The organism is Arcobacter sp. CECT 8985, assembly GCF_004116495.1.
Taxonomy (GTDB): Bacteria; Campylobacterota; Campylobacteria; order Campylobacterales; family Arcobacteraceae; genus Malaciobacter.
Window position 1 is genome coordinate 53,055 of record NZ_PDKC01000002.1, and the last position, 22,481, is coordinate 75,535.

26 protein-coding genes are annotated in these 22,481 nt (G+C 27.3%); 25 read left to right on the top strand and 1 reads right to left on the bottom strand.

The genetic code is table 11. From position 1 onward, the window contains the following. Positions 1 to 97: 97 nt before the first annotated feature. From CRU93_RS01555 to CRU93_RS01615, 13 genes are all read left to right on the top strand, one after another. A complete protein-coding gene (locus CRU93_RS01555) occupies positions 98 to 1,438 on the top strand; it encodes a nitrogenase component 1 (RefSeq protein ID WP_129102426.1) in 1,341 nt (446 codons plus the stop codon). Positions 1,439 to 1,547: 109 nt separating this feature from the next. Beyond that, positions 1,548 to 2,981: a hypothetical protein gene (locus CRU93_RS01560; protein ID WP_129102427.1), complete on the top strand. Its 1,434-nt coding sequence runs from the start codon at positions 1,548 to 1,550 to the stop codon at positions 2,979 to 2,981. A gap of 63 nt (positions 2,982 to 3,044) precedes the next feature. Beyond that, positions 3,045 to 3,350, top strand: coding sequence for a N(2)-fixation sustaining protein CowN (gene cowN / locus CRU93_RS01565; protein ID WP_129102428.1), 306 nt, complete (start codon positions 3,045 to 3,047; stop codon positions 3,348 to 3,350). Between the two features lie 98 nt (positions 3,351 to 3,448). Further along, complete coding sequence (gene nifN, locus CRU93_RS01570) at positions 3,449 to 4,729, top strand: nitrogenase iron-molybdenum cofactor biosynthesis protein NifN (RefSeq protein ID WP_129102429.1); 1,281 nt, start codon at positions 3,449 to 3,451, stop codon at positions 4,727 to 4,729. Between the two features lie 65 nt (positions 4,730 to 4,794). Further along, positions 4,795 to 5,190 carry a NifB/NifX family molybdenum-iron cluster-binding protein gene (locus tag CRU93_RS01575; protein WP_129102430.1) on the top strand — a complete coding sequence of 132 codons (396 nt, stop codon included), beginning with the start codon at positions 4,795 to 4,797 and terminating at the stop codon, positions 5,188 to 5,190. Further along, complete coding sequence (locus tag CRU93_RS01580; RefSeq protein WP_129102431.1) at positions 5,190 to 5,618, top strand: NifX-associated nitrogen fixation protein; 429 nt, start codon at positions 5,190 to 5,192, stop codon at positions 5,616 to 5,618. The genes CRU93_RS01575 and CRU93_RS01580 overlap by 1 nt, the downstream gene beginning before the upstream one ends. A 12-nt stretch (positions 5,619 to 5,630) precedes the next feature. Beyond that, positions 5,631 to 6,152 (top strand): flavodoxin domain-containing protein, encoded by a 522-nt coding sequence (locus CRU93_RS01585; protein ID WP_129102432.1) that lies wholly within the window; start codon positions 5,631 to 5,633, stop codon positions 6,150 to 6,152. 12 nt (positions 6,153 to 6,164) lie between these two features. Then, complete coding sequence (locus CRU93_RS01590) at positions 6,165 to 6,494, top strand: nitrogenase-stabilizing/protective protein NifW (protein WP_129102433.1); 330 nt, start codon at positions 6,165 to 6,167, stop codon at positions 6,492 to 6,494. After that, positions 6,484 to 6,885 carry a nitrogen fixation protein NifZ gene (locus CRU93_RS01595; protein ID WP_258238790.1) on the top strand — a complete coding sequence of 134 codons (402 nt, stop codon included), beginning with the start codon at positions 6,484 to 6,486 and terminating at the stop codon, positions 6,883 to 6,885. The genes CRU93_RS01590 and CRU93_RS01595 overlap by 11 nt, the downstream gene beginning before the upstream one ends. A 15-nt stretch (positions 6,886 to 6,900) precedes the next feature. Further along, positions 6,901 to 7,239, top strand: coding sequence for a hypothetical protein (locus CRU93_RS01600; RefSeq protein WP_129102434.1), 339 nt, complete (start codon positions 6,901 to 6,903; stop codon positions 7,237 to 7,239). Positions 7,240 to 7,257: 18 nt separating this feature from the next. Continuing rightward, complete coding sequence (locus CRU93_RS01605; protein ID WP_128990674.1) at positions 7,258 to 7,554, top strand: 2Fe-2S iron-sulfur cluster-binding protein; 297 nt, start codon at positions 7,258 to 7,260, stop codon at positions 7,552 to 7,554. A 67-nt stretch (positions 7,555 to 7,621) separates the two neighbouring features. Beyond that, positions 7,622 to 8,869, top strand: coding sequence for an RNA polymerase factor sigma-54 (locus CRU93_RS01610; protein ID WP_129102435.1), 1,248 nt, complete (start codon positions 7,622 to 7,624; stop codon positions 8,867 to 8,869). A 250-nt stretch (positions 8,870 to 9,119) separates the two neighbouring features. Next, positions 9,120 to 9,422 (top strand): hypothetical protein, encoded by a 303-nt coding sequence (locus tag CRU93_RS01615; protein WP_129102436.1) that lies wholly within the window; start codon positions 9,120 to 9,122, stop codon positions 9,420 to 9,422. A 9-nt stretch (positions 9,423 to 9,431) separates the two neighbouring features. On the opposite strand, the gene CRU93_RS01620 is transcribed toward CRU93_RS01615, so the two are convergent. Next, positions 9,432 to 10,055: an MOSC domain-containing protein gene (locus CRU93_RS01620; RefSeq protein WP_129102437.1), complete on the bottom strand. Its 624-nt coding sequence runs from the start codon at positions 10,053 to 10,055 to the stop codon at positions 9,432 to 9,434. A 145-nt stretch (positions 10,056 to 10,200) separates the two neighbouring features. Here CRU93_RS01620 and nifH point away from each other — a divergent pair, with 145 nt between their 5' ends. From nifH to CRU93_RS01680, 12 genes are all read left to right on the top strand, one after another. Further along, entirely contained in the window at positions 10,201 to 11,112 is a 912-nt protein-coding gene (gene nifH / locus CRU93_RS01625) for a nitrogenase iron protein (protein WP_129102438.1), read from the top strand. Between the two features lie 36 nt (positions 11,113 to 11,148). Beyond that, complete coding sequence (locus tag CRU93_RS01630; RefSeq protein ID WP_129102439.1) at positions 11,149 to 11,502, top strand: hypothetical protein; 354 nt, start codon at positions 11,149 to 11,151, stop codon at positions 11,500 to 11,502. Positions 11,503 to 11,520: 18 nt separating this feature from the next. Further along, positions 11,521 to 12,987, top strand: a complete 1,467-nt coding sequence (nifD, locus tag CRU93_RS01635) for a nitrogenase molybdenum-iron protein alpha chain (protein WP_129102440.1) — start codon at positions 11,521 to 11,523, stop codon at positions 12,985 to 12,987. Position 12,988: 1 nt separating this feature from the next. Next, entirely contained in the window at positions 12,989 to 14,536 is a 1,548-nt protein-coding gene (gene nifK, locus CRU93_RS01640; protein WP_129102441.1) for a nitrogenase molybdenum-iron protein subunit beta, read from the top strand. A gap of 198 nt (positions 14,537 to 14,734) precedes the next feature. After that, positions 14,735 to 15,847 carry an aldo/keto reductase gene (locus tag CRU93_RS01645; RefSeq protein ID WP_129102442.1) on the top strand — a complete coding sequence of 371 codons (1,113 nt, stop codon included), beginning with the start codon at positions 14,735 to 14,737 and terminating at the stop codon, positions 15,845 to 15,847. Positions 15,848 to 15,849: 2 nt separating this feature from the next. Continuing rightward, positions 15,850 to 17,499, top strand: a complete 1,650-nt coding sequence (locus CRU93_RS01650; protein ID WP_129102443.1) for an FAD-dependent oxidoreductase — start codon at positions 15,850 to 15,852, stop codon at positions 17,497 to 17,499. A 9-nt stretch (positions 17,500 to 17,508) separates the two neighbouring features. Beyond that, on the top strand, positions 17,509 to 17,715 hold the full coding sequence (gene nifT, locus CRU93_RS01655) for a putative nitrogen fixation protein NifT (protein ID WP_129102444.1): 207 nt from the start codon (positions 17,509 to 17,511) through the stop codon (positions 17,713 to 17,715). A 99-nt stretch (positions 17,716 to 17,814) separates the two neighbouring features. Next, a complete protein-coding gene (locus CRU93_RS01660) occupies positions 17,815 to 19,359 on the top strand; it encodes a sigma 54-interacting transcriptional regulator (protein WP_129102445.1) in 1,545 nt (514 codons plus the stop codon). After that, positions 19,356 to 19,862 carry a hypothetical protein gene (locus CRU93_RS01665; protein ID WP_129102446.1) on the top strand — a complete coding sequence of 169 codons (507 nt, stop codon included), beginning with the start codon at positions 19,356 to 19,358 and terminating at the stop codon, positions 19,860 to 19,862. Before CRU93_RS01660 ends, CRU93_RS01665 begins: the two co-directional genes overlap by 4 nt. Positions 19,863 to 19,927: 65 nt before the next feature. After that, on the top strand, positions 19,928 to 20,752 hold the full coding sequence (locus tag CRU93_RS01670; protein ID WP_129102447.1) for an SIR2 family protein: 825 nt from the start codon (positions 19,928 to 19,930) through the stop codon (positions 20,750 to 20,752). Next, a complete protein-coding gene (gene clpX, locus CRU93_RS01675) occupies positions 20,745 to 21,983 on the top strand; it encodes an ATP-dependent Clp protease ATP-binding subunit ClpX (RefSeq protein ID WP_129102448.1) in 1,239 nt (412 codons plus the stop codon). Before CRU93_RS01670 ends, clpX begins: the two co-directional genes overlap by 8 nt. A gap of 50 nt (positions 21,984 to 22,033) precedes the next feature. After that, positions 22,034 to 22,420, top strand: a complete 387-nt coding sequence (locus CRU93_RS01680) for a 4Fe-4S dicluster domain-containing protein (RefSeq protein WP_129102449.1) — start codon at positions 22,034 to 22,036, stop codon at positions 22,418 to 22,420. Positions 22,421 to 22,481: the final 61 nt, after the last annotated feature.

Here is a 22,481-nt window from a genome sequence, read left to right on the forward strand (position 1 = left end):
AAAGACAATATGCAAAAACTATTCCTTTTGTATCAAATTTTTTCTTTATGGAATAGTTTTTGCATCATAATTTACATCTAATAAAAAGGATGCTTAGATGGTTAATAAGAAATTAATTAGAGAACTTCTAAATGAGAGTTCTTGTACTCATAATAAAACAAAAAAATCATCATGTGACAAGCCCAAGCCAGGTGCAACATCAGGTGGTTGTGCTTTTGAAGGTTCACAAATTTCATTATTTCCATTTGCAGATGTTGTTCATTTGGTACATTCTCCAGCAACATGTATTGGTGCATCATGGGAAACAAGACAGACTTTGACTTCTTATGAAAAACAAAATAATACTCTTACTGGTTACACAACAGATGTCAATACTAATGATGTAATCTTTGGAGGAACTAAAAAGTTAGAAGACTCTATTGAGTATATAGTTAAACATAAAAATCCCAAATCTATTTTTGTATATGAAACTTGTGTTACAGCAATGATTGGTGATGATATGGATAATGTCTGTTCTAGAATGGAAGAAAAACATAAAATACCTGTAGTTGTAATTCACTCTCCTGGATTTGTTGGAGGGAAAAATTTAGGGTCAAGACTTGGTGCTGAGTCTGTTTTTCATCAATTAATTGGGACAAAAGAACCAAAAGAGATTCATCCTTTTGGTATTAATTTAATTGGTGAATATAATGTAACAGGAGATATGTGGCAATATATTTCTATTTTAGAAAAAATAGGGATTAAAATTATTTCTACTTTAGCTGGAGATGGAAGAGTGGAAAATATTCAAATGGCACATAGGGCAAAATTAAATGTAATTGTATGTGCTAAATCTTTAATAAGTCTTACAAGAAAAATGCAAGAAAAATATCAAATTCCATATGTAAGCGTATCTTTTTATGGAAAAAGAGATACATCAAATGCAATTAGAAGTATTGTAAATGCTTTTGGAGATGAGAATTTAAGTAAAAAAGCAGAAGAAATAATAAAAGCAGAAGAGAGTAAATTAGAAGAGAAACTAATACCTTATAAAAAGTTATTTAAAGGTAAAAAAGCCATTTTAAATACGGGAGGTAATAAATCTTGGTCTATTGCTAGTGCTTTGCAAGATATAGGACTTGAAGTAGTTGCAACAAGTGTTAAAAAAGCAACTTTAGAAGATAAAGAGATTGCTTCAAAATATGTTGATATTTTGATGACAAATCCAGGTGTTGAACAAGCAAAACTAATTGATGAACACAATGTTGATATTTTACTTGCAGGAGGAAGAAGTTTATATACAGCAATTAAGAAAAAAGTTGCTTTTGTAGATGTAAATCAAGAAAAAAAAGTAAGTTATGGTGCATATAATGGTCTTATTAATTTGGCAAAAGATGTCTCATATGCAGTAAATAATAGAGTTTTTAAAATTGTAGGAAGTCCTGAACCTTGGAATTAATTATAAAAAAACTTTTAATTATATTAAATATTTAATTTTATCTAAAATTAAGAAAGTTTAAAATAAAATATTTTTATAGTTTAACTAAAATTCTAAAAAAGGATTTATTATGATTATTTCATCATCACATAGTTTCTCAAATCTTAATTTGACTACACCTACATCGAATTTGATGAAAAAACATATTTCATCAAATATAGTAAGCGAATCTTCTAAAACACAAAAAGAAGATAAAACTGATTCCATAGTTCCTAAAAAAATTGAAGGAGATTACTCTACATATAGTATAAGAGAGTTAAGTCAATTATCTTATAGTGAATTAAAAGAACACTATAATGAGATAAAAAAAGTTCTAGAAGAGAAATTAAAAGCAGCAAAAGATGTTTTTTATTCTGATTCTTTTAAAAATTATCAAAAAAGACTTGCTTTAACTATGCCATATACACAACTAGTAAATAATAAGGATATTGAAGTTTATTCTCAAGAACAGTCTAAATTTTTAAATGAAGAGAAAATTACTAATAAAATGCTTGATAAAGAGTATGGTCAAATAACATATGAAAATGTACAAGCACAAGAGTTACTTAATTTTAAAGATAAATTTAAAATTGTTAATTTCTTTGATAATGATGAAATAAATAAAGCTATTTTTGATAAATATCAAGATAATGCTCAAATTTATTATGAAGAACCAGAAATAACTATTGCAAGTGGAGCTAATGGATTTCTTTCAGCTGATGCTAATATCATACAAGGAACAGATTTAAATAAAATTCTTAACTCAATAAAAAATGCAAAAGAGTTTATAGCAGAACATGGTAGGATAAGAGAAAATAATAATCCTCATGTTGATTATAGTAAAGGGTACTATATTCATGGAGACAAAATAACTATTGCAGGAAAAACTTTTAGTTTGGATGATGTACATAAGTCTGCATATGGATATAAAAGTGAAGAAAAAATACCAAATGAAACTGATTATTCAAGTTATACAATAAAAGAATTAAGACAATTACCATTTGAAGAAGTAAAACAAAATTATGATGAAATATTAAAGGTAGTAAAAGATGCATTTAAAAATGGTAATGATCTTAGTGAGGAAGAAAAAAGAGATCTTCTTGCTTTAAAAGTACAACTTGATGCAGTACATTATACAGATAACGATGATATAAATCTAGCTTATTATAATAGATTAAAAAGTTTAGATGATCCAAAAGTTTTAGTATGGAGTAATTCTGAAATAATAAAAAAAATGGATGATTTACAAAAAGGTTATATAGATTCATTAATAATTAATAATAGTACATTTTCGTCAAATGAAATAAATGCAAAACAAAAAGAAGAAGATAAAAAAGAGGATACTAAAATAAAAGAACATGAAAAAGAAAAAAGTCAAGTAGATTTAGATTCTTTAATAAATAATGTTTCAAGAATGGCATTTAAAGTAAGTAATACTTCAGAAAATACTTATAATAAAGAGTTAATTGAATCATATTCAAAATTTATAACACAATATAATGAAGTTAAAGATTCATTTGTTTAAACAATATTCAAGGAATAGTTTTTGCATTCAAAATAAAAGATATTTTATAGGAGCATAAAAACTATGGAAGAAGAAATAAGAGATAGATATGTGACTTTTGACAATATAGATTGTTATAAAGATGCAGCAAATGTATTAGATGCATTATATGAACTTTTTGAACAAAATCCTGAATGTAAAAATAGTTTTTGGGATAGATTTGATAGTTTTATTCCTAAAAACTATCATGAAATATTAGCAAAAGAGAATGAAAAAGACATTTTATATCATATTTGTTCAAATGTATTTTATATTTCTGATTTATTTGAAGAGTATGATTTTGAAAAAGGAATAAATCTTCTAGATAGAGTTGAATTTGATTGTTGCTAATAAATACTTTTTTAATCACTAACATTTTAATATAACATAAAAAATATAGTGGAACACTTTTTGCATATATTTATAAAATATACCATAAGGAATCAATTATGGAAGCATTAAGTGCAAAACCACTTCAATTAAATCCAATAAAATTATCTCAACCAATGGGTGCAATGTTGTGCTTTTTAGGTATTAAAAATTGTATGCCTTTAATGCATGGCGCACAAGGTTGTGCCTCTTTTTCTAAAGTTTTTTTCACAAGACATTTTAATGATCCAATTGCTGTTCAAACAACAGCAGTAAATGATATTACAGCAGTAATTGATGGTGGAGATTATGCAATAAGTGAGAGTATAAAAAATATTACAAAAAAAGTAAAACCTGATTTAGTTGGTCTATTCACAACTGGATTAACTGAAACAAAAGGTGATGATATAAAAGGTGCTACTTTATTACTAAAAGATATCCAACAAATGGTTTATGCAAATACTCCTGATTTTGAAGGTTCAATTGAAAGTGGATTTGCTAAAAGCATTGAAGCAATAATCACTCAACTAGTAAATAAAACATCTTATATTGATAATAATAAAGCCTTGATAATTCCAAATGTTAATTTAAAACCAATTGAAATAGAAAAGATAAAAGATACTCTTTCTTTGTTTGGTTATGAAGTTTATTCATTACCTGATTTAAGTGATAGTTTGGATGGACATTTAGGACTAAAGCAAGGTGCATTAACTTCTGGTGGTATTAGTGTTGAAGAGATTAAAAATTTAGCATTATCTTCTCTTGTAATAACTATTGGTAATAGTGTTAAAAAAGCAGGTGAATTAATGCAAGAAAAAAATGAAAATATTAATTTACTTCATTTTGATAGCCTTTGTGGTATTCAAGCAACTGATGATTTTTATAAACAATTATGCAATATAAAAGAGCTTACATCTCCTCATCCTAGTATTGTGCGATGGAGAAAAAGATTACAAGATGCATTATTAGATACACATTTTGCTATTGGAAGTAGCTCTTTTGTATTAGCTTTAGAACCAGACCAATGTGTAAGTATTGCAAATACTATTACTGAAGCAGGTGCAAATATCAAAGCAATTATAACAACTCATAAAGATGAAGTATTAGAAAAATTAGATTGTCCTAATATTTTAGTTGGAGATTTTGAAGATGTGGAAAGATATCTATTAAAAAGTGATGTTCTAATTTCAAATTTTCATGGATTAAGATATACAAAAAAACATAATAAAGCACTTCTTTTAAGAGGTTTTCCTGATTTTGAAGGAGTTGGGAATCAGTTGAAAAATGATGTTTTATATGAAGGAAGTTGTTATTTACTTTTTGAATTAGCAAATATAATAAATCATTATAAATTTGAATAATTTTTATTTATTTTTTCGTGGAACACTTTTTGCATATTAATATTTAAATTTACTAGGAAAAAACAATGAATAGTATAGAAATAAAATCAAAAGAACAAGGTCAAGGTACAATCAAAGTTGCATTTGCAACTACAGATTTAAGTAACATAGATTCTCATTTTGGTAGTGCAACACAATTTGCAGTTTATGAAATAAGTAAAGTTTCTACTGCAGTGTCTAAGATTATAAAAGTAACTCCAAAAGATACAGATGCAACAGTAAAGGCATTACTTGGTACAGATATTGTCTATTTTACAAATATTGGAGCAACTGCAGCAGCTAAGTTGATAAATAATGGAATATTTACTATTAAATATAAAGAAGTTACTTCTATTGATAGTGAAGTTGATAAATTAAAAGATATGTTAAATACAAACCCACCTCCTTTTATAAAAAGAATAGTTGAAAAAAAGGTTGCATAATGGAACTTAAGGAACTTTTTTTAAGTACATTAATTGGTCAAGTTAGAGCTTTAGATCAATTTGGTACATGGGCTAATAAATCTGATGAAGATTTATTAAATGAAAAGTATGTAAAAACTAAAGAAGAATTGAAAAATATACCAATTATTGCGGATATTGATGAAATGCAAGTTCAAGATATAAGGCTTATTTATCAAGCAATAGCTTTAGCTTTTGAAAAACTTACAAGCGTTATGTGTTCAGTTGTTATGGAGATGAGTCATGAAGGTTTTGGTAGAGTTGTAGTTTTTGCAGATGATATTGTTCTTTGTGAAAAATATTTTAAAGATGCTCATAGATTTTCTTTTAGAACTTTTGAAAAGTTAGAACAAGAGGGTGAAAAGAATCTAATTAAAGCACAAGAAAAATATAAAAAGTATAAAAGTTAAAGGATAAGAAAGATGGCAAATATTGGTATATTTTGTGCAACTGCAGGTGGTACATCTTTGAAAATTGCTGATAAATTAGCAAAAGCTTTTAATGTTGAAGAAGATAATTTGATAAATATGGAAGAAGATTTTGATGATGTTGATCAGTTATTAGATTATGATATTTTATTTATTGGAAGCTCAACTTGGGGTCAAGGTGATGTTCATCATGAATGGGTTGATCCACAACTTGACATTGATTCTGATGAAATAGATTTTTCTGGTAAAAAAGTCGCTTTTTTTGGAGCAGGAGATTGCGTAAAACACGGTGAACATTTTTGTTCAGCTTTAGGAAAACTTTATAAAACTTTTACAAAAGCGGGTGCAGATATTATAGGTTTTGTTGATGCCAGTGATTATAGTTATGAATATTCACTTTCCCAAGTAGGAGATAAATTATGTGGTTTAGCAATAGATGAACATAATGAGAAGGGAAAAACAGAAGAAAGAATAGAAAATTGGATTGAATCATTAAAAAAAGAGATATCCAAATAAAAAGGAGTAGTTATGAAAACAGTTGATGAATTTTATAAATTAACAAATACAGAAGATTACTTTAACTTTTTCAATATTGAGTATGACCAAAAGTTAATTAATGTAAAAAGATTTCATATTATGAAAGAGTACGGAAATCTTATTAAAAAAGGTTTAACTTCAATAAAAGAGGAAAATAAACTATTAGATTTTTTTAAATTCTCATTATTAAGAGTATACATGGATTTTAAAAATGGTTACTCTCCTAGTGCTGCACAAGTTTGGAATATGTTTGAAAATGGAAAATTAAGTGGATGTTCAGCATGTTCATCTGGTTCGACAGGAGGAAATTGTGGTTGCTAATGGATATGAACATAAATCAATTGTTGATGAAAAAACTACTTTATATGATGAAGTTACATCAAATAGATCAGGAAATGATGAAGATAGTGCAAAATTTAGTATAGGACAAAAAGTAAAATTATTAAAAGAGATTGTAAATGATGGAACTTATCCTTATTGTCCAATAGGTACAGTAATGATGCCTGCTGGTGCAATAGGATATATTAGAACAATTGGAGATTTCTTACAAGTAATTAGAGTATATGAAGTACATTTTTTAGAAGTTGAATCTGCATTAGTTGAAATTGTTGGATGTAGAGAACATGAATTAGAAGCAATGGAACCATATGAAGATGAAGTATCTAAAGAAATAGAGTTTTTAAAAAAACATAGAGAAAAATTTAAAAATTAATAAAGGAGAGAAAGAATGGCAAAAGTGATTTTTATGCATTTTGATAAAAAGAGTGATGGAGTATATGATGCAAAAATTGGTGAACCAATTGTTAGGTTAGCAAAAGAGAAACATGTACCAATATCTACTGATACAACAGATTATTCAAAAAGCTTAATTGAAGTAGAAAATTTAGCTGATGAAGAACCAACTAGTTATATGGAAGATGAAGAGTTAGATTTGTTAGTTGAACTTGGAGCTGTTTCTAAAGAAGAAGCATTACAATGTCAGCAATTTACAATTAGTCCAAAAATAAGAATTGCACCTATGATGTTAATCAAAGGTGATGTTTTAGTTAAACCATATAAATTATAACAAATTAAAGGAGAAAAAATGACAACAAGAGTAGAGATAATTAATGATTTTTTAGCAATTAATGTAAAGCCAGGAAGTACAATTCAAGATGTAGTAGAAGCGTCAGGTTCTGCATTACCTTTTGGCTGTAGGGATGGAGAATGTGGTACTTGTATTGTAGAAATTGAACAAGGTATGGAATTTTTATCAGAAATAAATGAAAAAGAAAAAAAAGTAATAAAAGAGGCTTGTGCTGGAACATGTACAGATAAAACTAGACTTTCTTGTCAAATGAAAATAGTTAAGCCAAATGGTGTAGTTAGAATTAAATACTAATTATTATACATTTTTTTACTCAAATTGTTTTTCAATTTGAGTAGAATATAAAATAATAGGTAAGAATATGGCACAAGTATTATCAACATCAATAGCACAAAAACAAACTCTTAGTTTATCTTTGAAGTTATGGTTACCAATGTTACAATCTTCACTTCAAGATTTAGAAAAACATTTAAAAAATATATCTTATGAAAATCCATTTTTAGAAGTTAAAAAACCAAAAGATTTTTATAATGATTTTATTTCTCAAGGAACTAGTTCGGAGTTTATAGAATCTTTGGCAATATATAAAAAATCATTAAATGATAAAATAAGTGAACAAATATGTGAACCACTTTTCCCAACTCCAAATTCACAAAAAGTAGCAACAGAAATTTTATGTGATATTAATGAAGAGGGATATTTTGAAGGAGACATAGAGAATATTGCAATTAATTGTAATGTAACTTCAACTTATGTTGAATCAATTAGACAAAGATTTTCAATGTTAGAACCAAGTGGTGTTGGCTCAATAGATTTATCAGAATCATTTTTATTTCAACTTGATGCTTCTGATAAGAAGATTGATGATGAGTTATATAAATTTATAAAAAAAATTATAAAAAATATAAAAGTTTTAGATAAATATGCAACTCATCATAGATTTGAAGATGCAAAAGAAATTATAAAACATTTTAATAATCCTCCTGCAATTGAGTATATAAATACAAATACTCAAATAATTCCAGATTTTTTCGTTGAAGTAAATGAAGATATAAATATAAAAATAAATAATGCTTATTATCCAGATATTGAAGTAAAAGATCCATTCTCTTCAAAAAAATCTGAAATAAAAGAGAAGATAAAACAAGCAAGGGATTTAGTAAATTTATTAAATCTTAGAAAATCAACTCTTTACAAAATTGTATTATTAATTGTAGAGAAACAAATATCTTTTTTTGTAGGTGGAGAATTAAAACCCTTTTCAATGCAAGAATTAGCAAATGAGTTGGGGTTTGCTGAATCGACTATAAGTAGGGCAGTTGCAAATAAATATATTGAGTGTAATTTAGGAGTTTTTTCTTTAAAACATTTTTTTACAAATGCACTTAATAATAAAGATTTGTCATCTTCTCAAATAAAAAGTTATATAAAAAGTTTAGTTGAGTATGAAAATAGAACTGAGCCATTAACTGATCAACATATTTTAGAAAAAGTATTTGAAAAGTATAACCTTAAAATGGTAAGAAGAACTGTTACTAAATATAGAAAAATTCTAGATATTCCCTCTTCAAAAGAGAGAAAAAAACTTTATAAGGTAGAAAGTTTATAAAATTATTTAAACCCAAATGAATATAAAATTTAATATAAACAAAAAAATTATTATTAAGGTTTATTTTGAACTTATCCATAAAACCCCTCTTTATCCTAATTATGTTTTCAATGTTATTAGCTTCATGTCGTGATGAGAAAGTAGAATTAAAAAAAGTACATATGATATAAAGCAATGTAATAAAAAGATTTTAAATAAATATGAATATGTAACACTAAAGATTATGTATGAAAGAGCTATTTATAAAGATATGACTAAAGGAAAATATTTAGGAAAAAAAGAAGCCTTAGAAATTGTTCCTTTTGGTTCATTTTCTTTATATAGCTTAAAAAATGATGATTTCTTAACTAAGATATATAAAGTATTAGAGATAAAAGGAGAGTTTAAAAATGGTGATGATAACTATAAAAAACTAAAAGATAATTATATTCACCACTCTTCAAAATATGCTGATTTTGTAAATAAAGCTTCTTATGAGAATAAAGACAAAAGTGATTTTTATGGAAAGAGAGTTATTTATACTGCATCAGGAGATATGTTTACAAGAGGATAAAAAGTAAATTTACTTTTTATCTAATTTTTTCAAAAAATCATTTTTATAACTTTGTGCTATAAATTCAGATTCTAAAATTTCATTTATTATTCTTTTATCACTTGGGCTATTTTTTAAGTAAACAGATAAATCATATATACTTAGATTTGAAACTCTTTTTTCTAAAATCATTTTGTCTTCTATGTTAATTGTTCCTTCTTCCAAAACTTTTACATACCAACCAGTTGCATGATTATTTACAATATATCTATTTATGTCTTTATTAAAAATTGCTCCAATTTTCCAGCAAGGATGTCTTGGTTGTGTTACTTGTATTTTTACATTACCAATTTTATAAATATCTCCAACACAAATGTCTTTTTCATCTAAATCTTCTATAATTAAATTGCAACCAATAAAAAGTTTATCAAAAGTTGGGTTTTTTATAATATGTGTATTTGAACCAATATGAATAGCTTTATCTAATCCCCCATGATATCTTTTATCTACTTGAATATCATCTGTAATCCCATCTGAATTAATTTTTGCAGAGTCTAAAAAAATATCTTTTTTATAAGCACTGTCAAAATTTTTTTCATTTTTTGAATAATTTTTTACTTTTCCGATTGCAATACTTTTAATAGTACTTTCCATTTTTCTCACTTTAATATAATATTTTTGAAATATTATAGTTAAATTCTTTGAAAAAGTAATAAATTACAATAAATTTAATAAAAAAATAGTCTGTGGAACATTAAATGCATTTACTGTTTTAGTAAACATAATCAAAGGAGATAGGATGTCAGAATTAAGACAAATAGCATTTTATGGAAAAGGTGGAATTGGTAAATCAACTACTTCTCAAAATACATTAGCAGCAATGTGTCATTATTATGGAAAGAAAATATTAATTGTTGGTTGTGACCCTAAAGCAGATTCAACAAGATTAATCTTACATGAAAAAGCACAATCAACAATTATGCAACTTGCTTCAGAAGCAGGAACTGTTGAAGATTTAGAATTAGATGATGTATGTAAACCAGGTGCAGCTGAATTTAATATTGATAATACAGATATCACAGAAGGATTTATTAATTGTACTGAATCAGGTGGACCAGAACCAGGTGTTGGATGTGCAGGGCGTGGTGTAATTACAGCAATTAATTTCTTAGAAGAAGAGGGTGCATATGATGAAGATTTAGATTTCGTATCATACGATGTTCTTGGGGATGTTGTTTGTGGTGGATTTGCAATGCCAATTAGAGAAGGTAAAGCACAAGAAATTTATATTGTAATGTCTGGTGAAATGATGGCTATGTATGCCGCTAATAATATTTCAAAAGGTATTTTAAAATATGCAAATACTGGTGGAGTAAGACTTGCAGGACTTATTTGTAATGCAAGAATGACAGATAAAGAGTATGACTTAGCTAAAAATTTAGCAACTCAAATTGGTACTCAAATGATTCACTTTGTACCAAGATCTAATCATGTACAAAGAGCAGAACTTAGAAGAATGACAGTTGTTGAATTTGCTCCAAGTTCAGAACAAGCATTAGAGTATAAAGAGTTAGCTAGAAAAATCATTGCAAATGATTTAAAAGTTATTCCAAGACCATTAGAAATGGATGATTTAGAAAATCTACTAATGGAATTTGGATTAGAAGAAGAAGTAGAAGCTGATGCTATTGGTAAAAAAGCAGAAGCATAGAAAATAAAAATAATTATAAAAGAATAAGGAGAAAAAATGTTTATTTGTGGATACCACTTTCCAGCTGATATGGGAAATGATGTAAGTTTTGATAAAGTTATTGAAAAAGTAGAAGATGGAGTTGATGCAAAAGGTAAAACTGTTACATTAACAAGTGAAACAAAAGAAGGAACTATTATTGAAGAATTAGTAGTTCCTGAAGGTACTTTTGCACATACAGCATTTGTTGATTATTTTGAAAGTTCTGAAATTGAAGGTGATACTAAAATGATTTATTACACAAATAAGTATCAAATTTCTGAAATTTCAAAAAGTGTTGATAAAGAAATAACTAAAGATCTTTGTAAAAAACTTGATGATATGAATCTTTACAGAGTAAAAGTAGCATAAAAAAAAAGAGGAAGTAACATGGGAGAAGAAACATTAGAAGCTCAGCAGAAACAAGTAATTGAAGAAGTTTTAAGTGCTTACCCTGCTAAAGCTGCAAAAAACAGAGCTAAACATATTGGGGTTGATAGTCCTGAGGGAGTAAAAGGTTCTTGTGACACAACAAAAAGTAACAAACAGTCAGTTCCTGGAGTAATGAGTGAAAGAGGATGCGCATATGCAGGTTCTAAAGGAGTTGTTTGGGGACCAATTAAAGATATGATTCATATCTCTCATGGTCCTATTGGATGTGGACAATATTCAAGAGGTGGAAGAAGAAATTATTATATAGGTACAACTGGTGTTGATACATTTGTAACTATGAACTTCTCTACTGATTTTAATGAAAAAGATATTGTATTTGGTGGAGATAAGAAATTAAAAAAAGCATTAGAAGAAATTGATGAATTATTTCCGTTAAATAATGGTATCTCAGTTCAATCTGAGTGTCCAATTGGGTTAATTGGTGATGATATTCAATCTGTTGCAAAAATTCACAAAAAAGAGACTGGACATCAAACAGTTGCAGTTTCATGTGAAGGGTTTAGGGGTGTATCTCAATCTCTTGGTCACCATATTGCAAATGATATGATTAGAGATCATGTTATGCCAGATAACTCATATAAAAAAGATTTTGAATCAACTCCATATGATGTATCAATTATTGGAGATTATAATATTGGTGGAGATGCATGGGCAACAAGAATTTTATTGGAAGAAATAGGATTAAGAGTAATTGCTCAATGGTCTGGAGATGCTTCTTATAAAGAGATGGCAATTGCACCAAAATCAAAATTAAATTTACTTCATTGTTATAGATCAATGAATTATATTTCAAGACATATGGAACAAGAGTTTGGTATTCCATGGATGGAATATAACTTTTTTGGACCTTCAAATACTACTGAAAGTTTAAGAAAAATAGCAGCTTTTTTTGATGAAAAAGTTCAAAAGAAAACTGAAGAAGTTATTGCTAAATATACAAAAATGACAGATGAGGTTATTGCTAAATATAAGCCTTTATTAGAAGGTAAAAAAGTAATGCTTTATGTTGGTGGATTAAGACCAAGACATGTTATTGGAGCATATGAAGATTTAGGAATGGAAGTAATAGGAACTGGTTATGAGTTTGCTCATGGGGATGATTATAAAAGAACAAAAGAAGATTTAAAAAGATCTACTTTAATTTATGATGATGTAAATGAGTATGAACTTGGACAATTTGTTAAAAAAATGAGACCAGATTTAGTAGCAGCAGGTGTAAAAGAAAAATATGTATTCCAAAAAATGGGATTACCTTTTAGACAAATGCACTCATGGGATTATAGTGGTCCTTATCATGGATATGATGCATTTGCTGTATTTGCAAAAGATATGGATTTAGCTATGAATTCACCTGTTTGGAATCATACTAAAGCACCATGGGAAAAAGAAGAGATAGGAGCGTAATATGCAAGACGTAGATAATATAGTAAATGGACAAAAACTTTTTTTAAAGCCAGAATATCAAGAAGTTTTAAAAAATAAAAAACAATTTGAAAGTTCTGTTGGATCAACAGATCCCCAAAAAGTACAAGAGATTGGTGAATGGACTAAATCTTGGGAATATAGAGAAAAAAACCTAAATAGAGAAGCAATTACAATTAATCCAGCTAAAGCTTGTCAACCTTTAGGTGCTGTTATGGTAGGACTTGGTTTTGAGAATACAATGCCTTATGTTCATGGTTCTCATGGGTGTGTTGCATATTTTAGAACTTATTTTACTAGACATTTTAAAGAACCAACTCCTTGTGTAAGTGATTCTATGTCTGAATCAGCTGCAGTTTTTGGTGGATTAGCAAATATGAAAGATGGTTTGAGAAACTGTAATGCTTTATACAAACCAGATATGATTGCAGTTTCTACTACTTGTATGGCAGAAGTTATTGGAGATGATTTAAATGCATTTGTATCAGGTGCAAGAGAGTACGCAGAAGGTGAATTAGATAATGTTGAAATCCCTTATGCACATACACCATCTTTTGTTGGTTCACATATTACAGGTTATGATAATATGATGAAAGCAACATTAGAACAATTAAATCCATCAAAAGAACAAAAGGTTCTAGATGAAGAAAGAATAAATATAATTCCTGGATTTGAGCCATATTTAGGTTCTTTAAAAGAGATTAAAAATATTTCTAAAATGTTCAGTGATAAGATTATTATGATTGGTGATCATGAAGAGCAGTGGGATACTGGAGCTGGCGAATATAAATTATATGCTGGTGGAACAAAAATTGAAGATGCAAAAACTGCAATTAATGCAAAAACTACAATCTCTTTACAAAAATATTCTACAGTTTCAACTGCAAAAACTATTAAAAACAAATGGAAACAAGAATATGCAACTTGTAATCCAATTGGTTTAAGTGGTACAGATGCTTTTGTTATGAAATTATCTGAATTAACTAATAAAGAAGTTCCAAATGAATTAAAAAATCAAAGAGCTAAATTAGTTGATGCAATGCAAGATTCATATCCATATATGCATGCTAAAAAGTTTGCTATTTGGGGAGATCCTGACTTCTTATTAGGTATGGTTTCTTTTTTAGTTGAAATGGGATCTATTCCAACACACATAGTTTGTCATAATGCTCCAAGAAAAGGTTGGGAAGATGAGATGAAAGCTATATTGGAAAAATCTGATAGAGCTGAAGAGTGTAATATTTGGCCTGGTAAAGATTTATGGGCATTAAGAAGTTTATTGTTTACTGAGCCAGTTGATTATATGATTGGTAATGTTTATGGAAAAGAGTTATATAGAGATACAAAAATTCCATTAATTAGAATTGGTTTCCCTATATTTGATAGACACCATTTACATAGATATTCAATAAGTGGATATGAAGGTGCACTTAACTTATTAACATGGATTACAAATTCAATTTTAGATCATTTAGATGAAGAAACTAAAAATATTGCTGAAACAGATTACTTCTTTGATTCAGTAAGATAAAACTAGAAGGTAACCTTCTAGTTTTTTAAGGTGATATTATGTTTATTAATCTTGCGATTGCTTTTATTTTAATTATTTATATAGTTTTTATTGTACTTTATACAAATTATGTATATAAAAATAAAAAACTATAAGGAACACTTTTTGCATATGAATATATAACCTTTAGATAAAAAGGATTTTTTTTAAGGAAAAAATATGTCTTATGCAACACCTCAATCAACATATAATTTTGCAAAAAAATTTTCATCTTATAAAGATTTTTATGTTAAACATAATGATTTAGTTTTTTCAAGATTAGGCTTAGGTACTTTTAATAAAGAGCCTTATAAAGAAGAAAATTATGTTTTTCATTATATAGAAGGTGTTAAAGAAGCAATAAAAAATGGAATAAATTTAATAGATACAGCAAGTAATTATAGATATGGACAAAGTGAAAAAGAAATAGCAATAGCATTAAAAGAGTTATTCAATGAAAATAAAGTAACAAGAGAAGAGTTGATTATTTGTTCAAAAGCTGGATTTATTCAACTTGACTATCCTTTCCCAAAAAATCCGTATATGTGGATTGAAGAAAATATTATAAATACTAACTTGGCAAGAAAAGAAGATATTGAATTAGATCAACACTGTATGACACCTGATTTTATAGAGTGGTCATGTAAAAAATCATTAAAAAACTTGCAAATTGATTCAATAGATATTTTCTTTTTACATAATCCAGAAATGCAATTAATGTCACTTGGTTATAAAAATTTATTAAAACAAGTAGAAAAAGTATTTAAAAGATTTGAAAAAATGGCTGATTGTGGACTTATAAAATATTATGGAGTTGCTGTTTGGAATGCTTTTATTAATAGTGAAGATTCAAAAGAGCATATAAATTTAGAAGATTTAGTTAATATTGCAATTAAAGTAGGTGGGGAAAATCATAGATTTAAATATATTCAAACGCCATTTAATTTAGCAAAAACTTCAATATATACTTTGCAATCACAAAAAGTTAAAAATGAAAAATGTACTTTACTACAAGCTGCACATAGATTAAATATTGGTTTAATTTCAAGTTCATCTTTATTACAAATGAATCTTTTTAAACGCTCTTTTAAAGCAGAAATGGGATATTTACTAGATTCACAAATGATTTTAGAAAATGATATTCAACTTGCATTACAATTTGTTCGTTCAACACCTGGAATTATTAGTTCACTATTTGCTTCAAAAGTTCCTGTACATATTAAGAAAAATTTAGAAATAACAAAAATTAAATCAGTACCAAGAAAAAAGTATGATTTAATGTATAAAGTTTAATTATGATTTATGATGTAATTATAGTAGGTGGAGGAATTTCTGGTTTAATGGCAGCTATTGAAGCTAAAACATCTTCAAACAAAGTAGCAATAATTACAAAAGGTAATATTTTTAAATCAAATTCATCAATGGCATGTGGTGGAATAAATGCTGTTTTAGATGAAAAAGATAATCAAAAAATTCAATCTCATATAGAAGATACATATAAATCTTCATTAGGTTTAGCAAATTTACAAAATATTACATATATGTGTAATCGTGCAAGTAAGATTATATCAAAATTAAAACTTTATGGGGTTGATTTTGATAAAGATGAATCAGGTAATATAATGCAAAGACCTTTTGGTGGAGGAAGACATAATAGAACATGTTATGTAAAAGATAAAACTGGAAGTGCAATTACTCAGGTTTTAATAAAACAAGCAAAAAGATTAGGTATCACTTTTTTAGTTAATACTTTTGTTTTAAATCTTTCAACACATAAAAAAAGAGTAAGTGGTGTAATTGCTTTAAGAAGGGTTGATTCAAATGTATTAGTTTATCCTGCTAAATCTGTAGTATTTGCAGGTGGTGGGTATGCAGGAATATTTAGAGGTAATTCCACAAATGCACAAGATTATACTGGAGATCTAACTGCTGTTTGTTTAAGAGCAGGATTAACTTTGAAAGATATGGAATTTATTCAATTTCATCCTACTGGAATTAAAAAGACAAATTATTTGGTAACTGAAGCGGCAAGAGCAGAAGGAGGATATTTAGTCAATGAAAATAATGAAAGATTTGTTAATGAATTAGATACAAGAGATAAAATTGCAAAAGCCATAATACAACAACAAAATAATCATAAAAAAGTATATATTGATTTAAGGCATTTAGGTTTAAACAAAATTCAACAGAAACTTCCATCTTTATATAATGCTGCATTTAATCAAGTTGGTATTGATATAAGTAAAGAGTTACTTCAAATTAAACCTGTTGCTCATTATAGTATGGGTGGAGTTGAAGTTATAAATATGGTAGAAAGCAAAATTGCAGGACTATTTATTTGTGGAGAAATGGCAAACACACAAGTTCATGGGGCAAATAGATTAGGTGGAAATTCATTATTGGAAGCGACAGTTTTTGGTGAATTAGCTGGACAAAAAGCTTTGAGTTATAGTTGTGAAAATAGTTTTGAGATAATTAATTATAACAATGTAATAAAAGATATAGAGATGATAGATTATATTTTTTCTTCTGATAGTTCAAAAAATTTTAATGCAATTAGAGTTTCACTTGGTAATTGTATGTATGAAAATGTTGGAATAATTAGAACTGAAGATAGCTTAATTAAAGCATTTGATTACATAAAATATCTAAGAACACAATCTTATACTTTGCACTGTATAAATAAAGAAAGAAGAAATAATGTTGAGCTTACTTCAATTTTAGAATTAAGAAATGCTCTTGAAATATCAGAAGCAATTATATTAAGTGCTAATTTAAGAAAAGAGAGTAGAGGATCTCATTTTAGAGAAGATTATCCTTCTTTAGATGAATATTATAACAAACATATTTTGGTTAATGAAATAAAGAAAGGTTTTTTTAAACTAGAATTTGAAGAAAATAGTTTTTTATCAAGTATTAGAAGTTTATTGATAAATAAAAATTAAGGAGAGAGTATGGCAAAAGTAATGTTAAGAGAAAAAGATGAAAAAATATACTTTTATATTGCAAAAAAAGATATGGAAGAAATAATAGAGAGTTTAGAATTTAATACACCTGATAATTGGGGTGGAGAGGTTGAATTATCAAATGGTGAAACTTGGTGGATAAAGCCAGGAGTGAAAAAATTACCCAAAGAAGAAGTTTGTAAAAAAATAAAATGAATTAATTATAATGAGTAATTAATAAACAAGAAAGGTGTTGTTTTAATATAAAAATTAATTATAATACAACTATAATATTTGATAATGAAGGACAAGAATATGGCACTTTTTGATAAAACAGCATGTATGAGTTGTCTTACATTAAAGGAATTAACAACTTTATATGATATTGCATCAGTAATATCAAATCATTACGATTTAGAGACTTCATTAGAAAAATCAATGAAGATATTAAAAAACTCTTTACACCTAACAAATTGTTCGGTTCATCTTCTAGAAGAAGACGACATACTAAATGTATTTGCATCTGTTGAACTAAGCGTGATTCAAAAAAAATTATCATGTTACAAGTTAGGTGAAGGAGTTACTGGTTTAGCAGCTGAATCAAAAGAACCTGTAGTAGTTGAAAATATACATAGTGATTCTTTATTTTTAAATAAATCGGGAAAAAGAGATTTAAATAATTTGTCATATGTAGCTGTTCCTTTAATTATAGAAGATGAAACTTTAGGTGTTTTGGGAGCTACTTTAACAAAAACAACTGAAATAGGATTTGATGACTGTGTTAGAATTTTAACTATAGTTTCATCAATTTTTGCGCAATCAATATATTCATATCTTTTAAATAAAAAAGAGAAAGAGAGATTAAAAGAGTTAAAACTCTACTATAAAATGGAATGGGATTCAAAAGTACATAATTTTGGGGATATTATTGGGGACAGCCCTAAAATGAAGCAAGTTTTTAATGCAATTCAAAGAATTGCTCAATCTGATGTGACTGTATTTGTTCGTGGAGAAACAGGTACTGGAAAAGAGCTAGTTGCTGCTGCTATTCATAAAAGAAGTAAAAGAAAAGATGAACCGTTTATCAAATTAAACTGTGCAGCAATAACAGATAGTTTATTGGAAAGTGAACTTTTTGGACATGAAAAGGGTGCTTTTACTGATGCAAAAGAGACAAGAAAAGGTAGATTTGAACTTGCAGATGGGGGAACTTTATTTTTAGATGAAATCGGAGATATTTCAGCTTCTGCACAAGTAAAATTATTAAGAGTTCTACAAGAAAGAGAGTTTGAAAGAGTTGGTGGAAATAAGACTATTAAAGTAAATGTAAGACTTATTGCTGCAACAAATAGGAATCTTGAAGAGATGGTAAAACATGGAGATTTTAGAGAAGATTTATATTATAGATTAAATGTTATTCCAATTGATTTACCTCCACTAAGACAAAGAGGAGATGATATAAAACAATTAGTAGAATTTTTTCTTGAAAAAGCAATTAGAAATCATAAAAAAAGAGTAAGTATAACACCTGAAGCAATGGATATTTTAGCAACTTATCCTTGGCCTGGTAATGTAAGAGAACTTGAAAATACAATTGAACGAATTGTTTTAATGGGAAATGAAACAGGTGTAACAAAACATGATATGCTTTTATTACTTCCTGCATTAAATGATGATAATTTAAAAAAAGAGTATAAAACTATTCAATTAAAAAATAAAACACTTGACGAATTAGAAAAAGAAGCAATTGAAAATGCTTTAATTAATAATAATTTAAATCAAGAATATGCAGCAACTGAGTTAGGGTTGACTTTTGAACAAATTAATAAAAAAATAAAAGAGTATGGAATATTACAATGATTTATAAAAATGAAAAATTTGACTTAATTGATGAGTTTATTGATATTGGTTATATGGCAGAAGATTTTGAAGTAAAAGATATAAATGATAACAGTAAAATTATCAAAAAATCAAATGAAAAAAGAGATATACAAATATTTATTTCTTTTCCTAATTATGAAGATTTTAAAGAGGAAATCACTTTTTTTGATGAATTTATAAATGGTGCAAAAGTTGATATTTATACTTATTTGATTTTTAATAAAAAAATACAATTACCTACTTTTAAAAAATTAATTCCTGTTTTTGATATTGAAGAAGATTTTGCATGTATGTATGGAACTCAAATATTAAATGGTACATTTAAAAATAAATTAACAAAAGCACTTTTTATAATTGGAAAAGATGGTGCAATATACCATATTGATATGCCAAATGATTTAGAAGATAGTTTTAATTTAGAATTAGTAAGAGTTGAATTAAATAAAGTATATCAATCTTATACAGGAGTTGGTTGTCATTAAAATCTAATTAATAAGTAAAGGAACAACTCTTGCATATAAATAAAAAACACAAGATAGGCTGCTTTATGGAAGAATTAATTAGTAAACTTAAAACTGGGCAAGTAATTCCTTTTTTGGGAATGGGTGTTTTCGAAAATACTATTACAAAAGATGGACAAATATTACCACATGATAGTGATTCGATGATTTTAGCTTTAAATAATAATAGAGCAATGAGTCCAAGACTAATGTATGAATACTCAAGAGCTGCAATGAGTTTAGAACAAAGAAAAGGAAGAGATTTTATCACTCAGATGACTAATCATATTTACTCTTCAAAACAGTATGAAATTCCTTTGGTTTATAGTTGGTTAAAAGATATTAAACCTAGATATATAATAGATACTAACTTAGATGACAGCTTACAAAAAATATATTCAGATGTAGATCATTTTTTAATAACTGGTGTTTCAAGAATTACTGCTGATTATGATAGGTTTATTATTTATAAATATGATACAAAATCAAAAAATTATAAAAGAATAAAAAAAGAAGAATTAACTTTAAATTTACCAATTTTATTTAAACCTATGGGGTCAACAAAACCAGATATGAATTTTATTATTTCTGATGCTGATTTTGTTGATTGGTTAACAGAAGCTATGGGTGGTTATGCAATGCCAACTATTTTAAAAGAGTTTAGAAAAGGTAAAGAGTACTTATTTTTAGGCGTTGACTTTTCTAGGGATACATTTAGAATGGTAGCAAATGAGATAACTATTGATTTAGATGGTGGAGTTGTTTTATTAAATAAACAACAGTTAAGTAAAAAAGAGGATAAATTTATTAAATCTCATAATTTAGAAAATATAAATATGAATATTGATGAATTTATAAATAGCTATGAATAGTACATGTGATTTTTGTGGTAAAAATATAAAAGATGTAAAGAAAATCTTTAGTAGTGAAAAAGCACATATTTGTGATGAATGTATAGATATGTGTTTTAATGTATTACAAAAAGAGTCTTTAAAAGAGTATAAACAACAATTTCAAAAGGGTCTAAATGTACCTGTTAGTATAAAAGAGCATTTGGATGATTATGTAATTGGTCAAGATGATGCAAAAAAAGTACTTGCAGTTGCTTTATATAATCATTATAAAAGAATAGATAAACCAACTATAAAAAATATAGAACTAGAAAAATCAAATATAATGTTAGTTGGTCCAACAGGTTCAGGTAAAACTTTACTTGCAAAGTCTTTAGCAAAAATAATGGATGTTCCTTTTGCAATTGCAGATGCAACAGCATTAACTGAAGCTGGATATGTGGGAGAAGATGTAGAGTCAATTTTATCAAGATTATTATCTGCAGCTGATTTTGATTTGGAAAAAGCAAAAAGAGGAATTGTTTATATTGATGAAATAGATAAAATTGCAAACAAAAGTGAAAGTGCAACTAGTGGAAGAGATGTAAGTGGAGAAGGGGTTCAACAAGGATTACTTAAAATACTTGAAGGTGCAGATGTTTATGTTCCTGTAAAAGGTAGTAGAAAAAATTCAAGTGCAGAAACAATTCTTTTTGATACTACACATGTTTTATTTATTTGTGGTGGAGCATTTGTAGGTCTTAGAAAAGAAGATGAAAAACAAAAAGAGACTGTTATGGGGTTTTTAAATGAACGTGGAATTGAGAGTAAGACACAAAAAGAGATTGAATCAAAAGAGTTGATTTCATTTGGATTGATTCCAGAGTTTATAGGTAGAATTCCAGTAGTTGCAGAGTTAAATAAACTTTCAAAAGAAGATCTTATAAGAGTTCTTAAAGAACCTAAAAATGCCATTATAAAACAGTATGAAATTCTTTTTGAACTTGATGGTGTTGAACTTATATTTGAAGATGAAGCACTTGAAGAAATAGCTCAAATTGCAGTAGAAAAAGATGTTGGAGCAAGGGGACTTAGAGGTATAATTGAAAAATATATGTTTCCTTTACAATACTTAATACCTTCTGATGATAAAGTTGAAACTTGTATTATTACAAAAGGTTATATACAAGGTACAAGTGATGTAACATTGGTTAATTCAAAACAAAAAACAAAGACTAAAAAAGAGATAAAATATAAAGATATAGAGAAATAAGGAACACTTTTTGCATCTTGTTTTTATAAATTTCATATGAAGGATTAAATATGGCAGTTAGAATTACTGATGAGTGTATTAGTTGTGAAGCATGTGCAAGTGAATGTCCTGTTGCAGCAATTTTAGAAGAAGGAAATGAAAAAAATCCAAATGAAGATTTTTTCTATGTAAAACCAGAAAGTTGTGTTGAGTGTGTTGATCATGCTGATTCTCCAAGATGTGCTGAAGCTTGTCCAACAGAAGGTGCTATTGTTTGGGATATGCCTTATACTGAAGAGTTTAATGATTATTATGCTTTAAGAAATGAAGAAGGTATATATAAAATTAGAGAACATAAGAAAAAAGGTTTAATGTTGCCAATTGTTAAATCACAAAAATTTAATGAAGCGATTTCTTTAGAGCAAAGGCAAGCAGCTGAATTTGTACAAGATTTTTAAAAGAGGCTATAAAAAGTCTCTTTTAGTGTACTAAAAATACATAAGAACATCAAAAACTTAT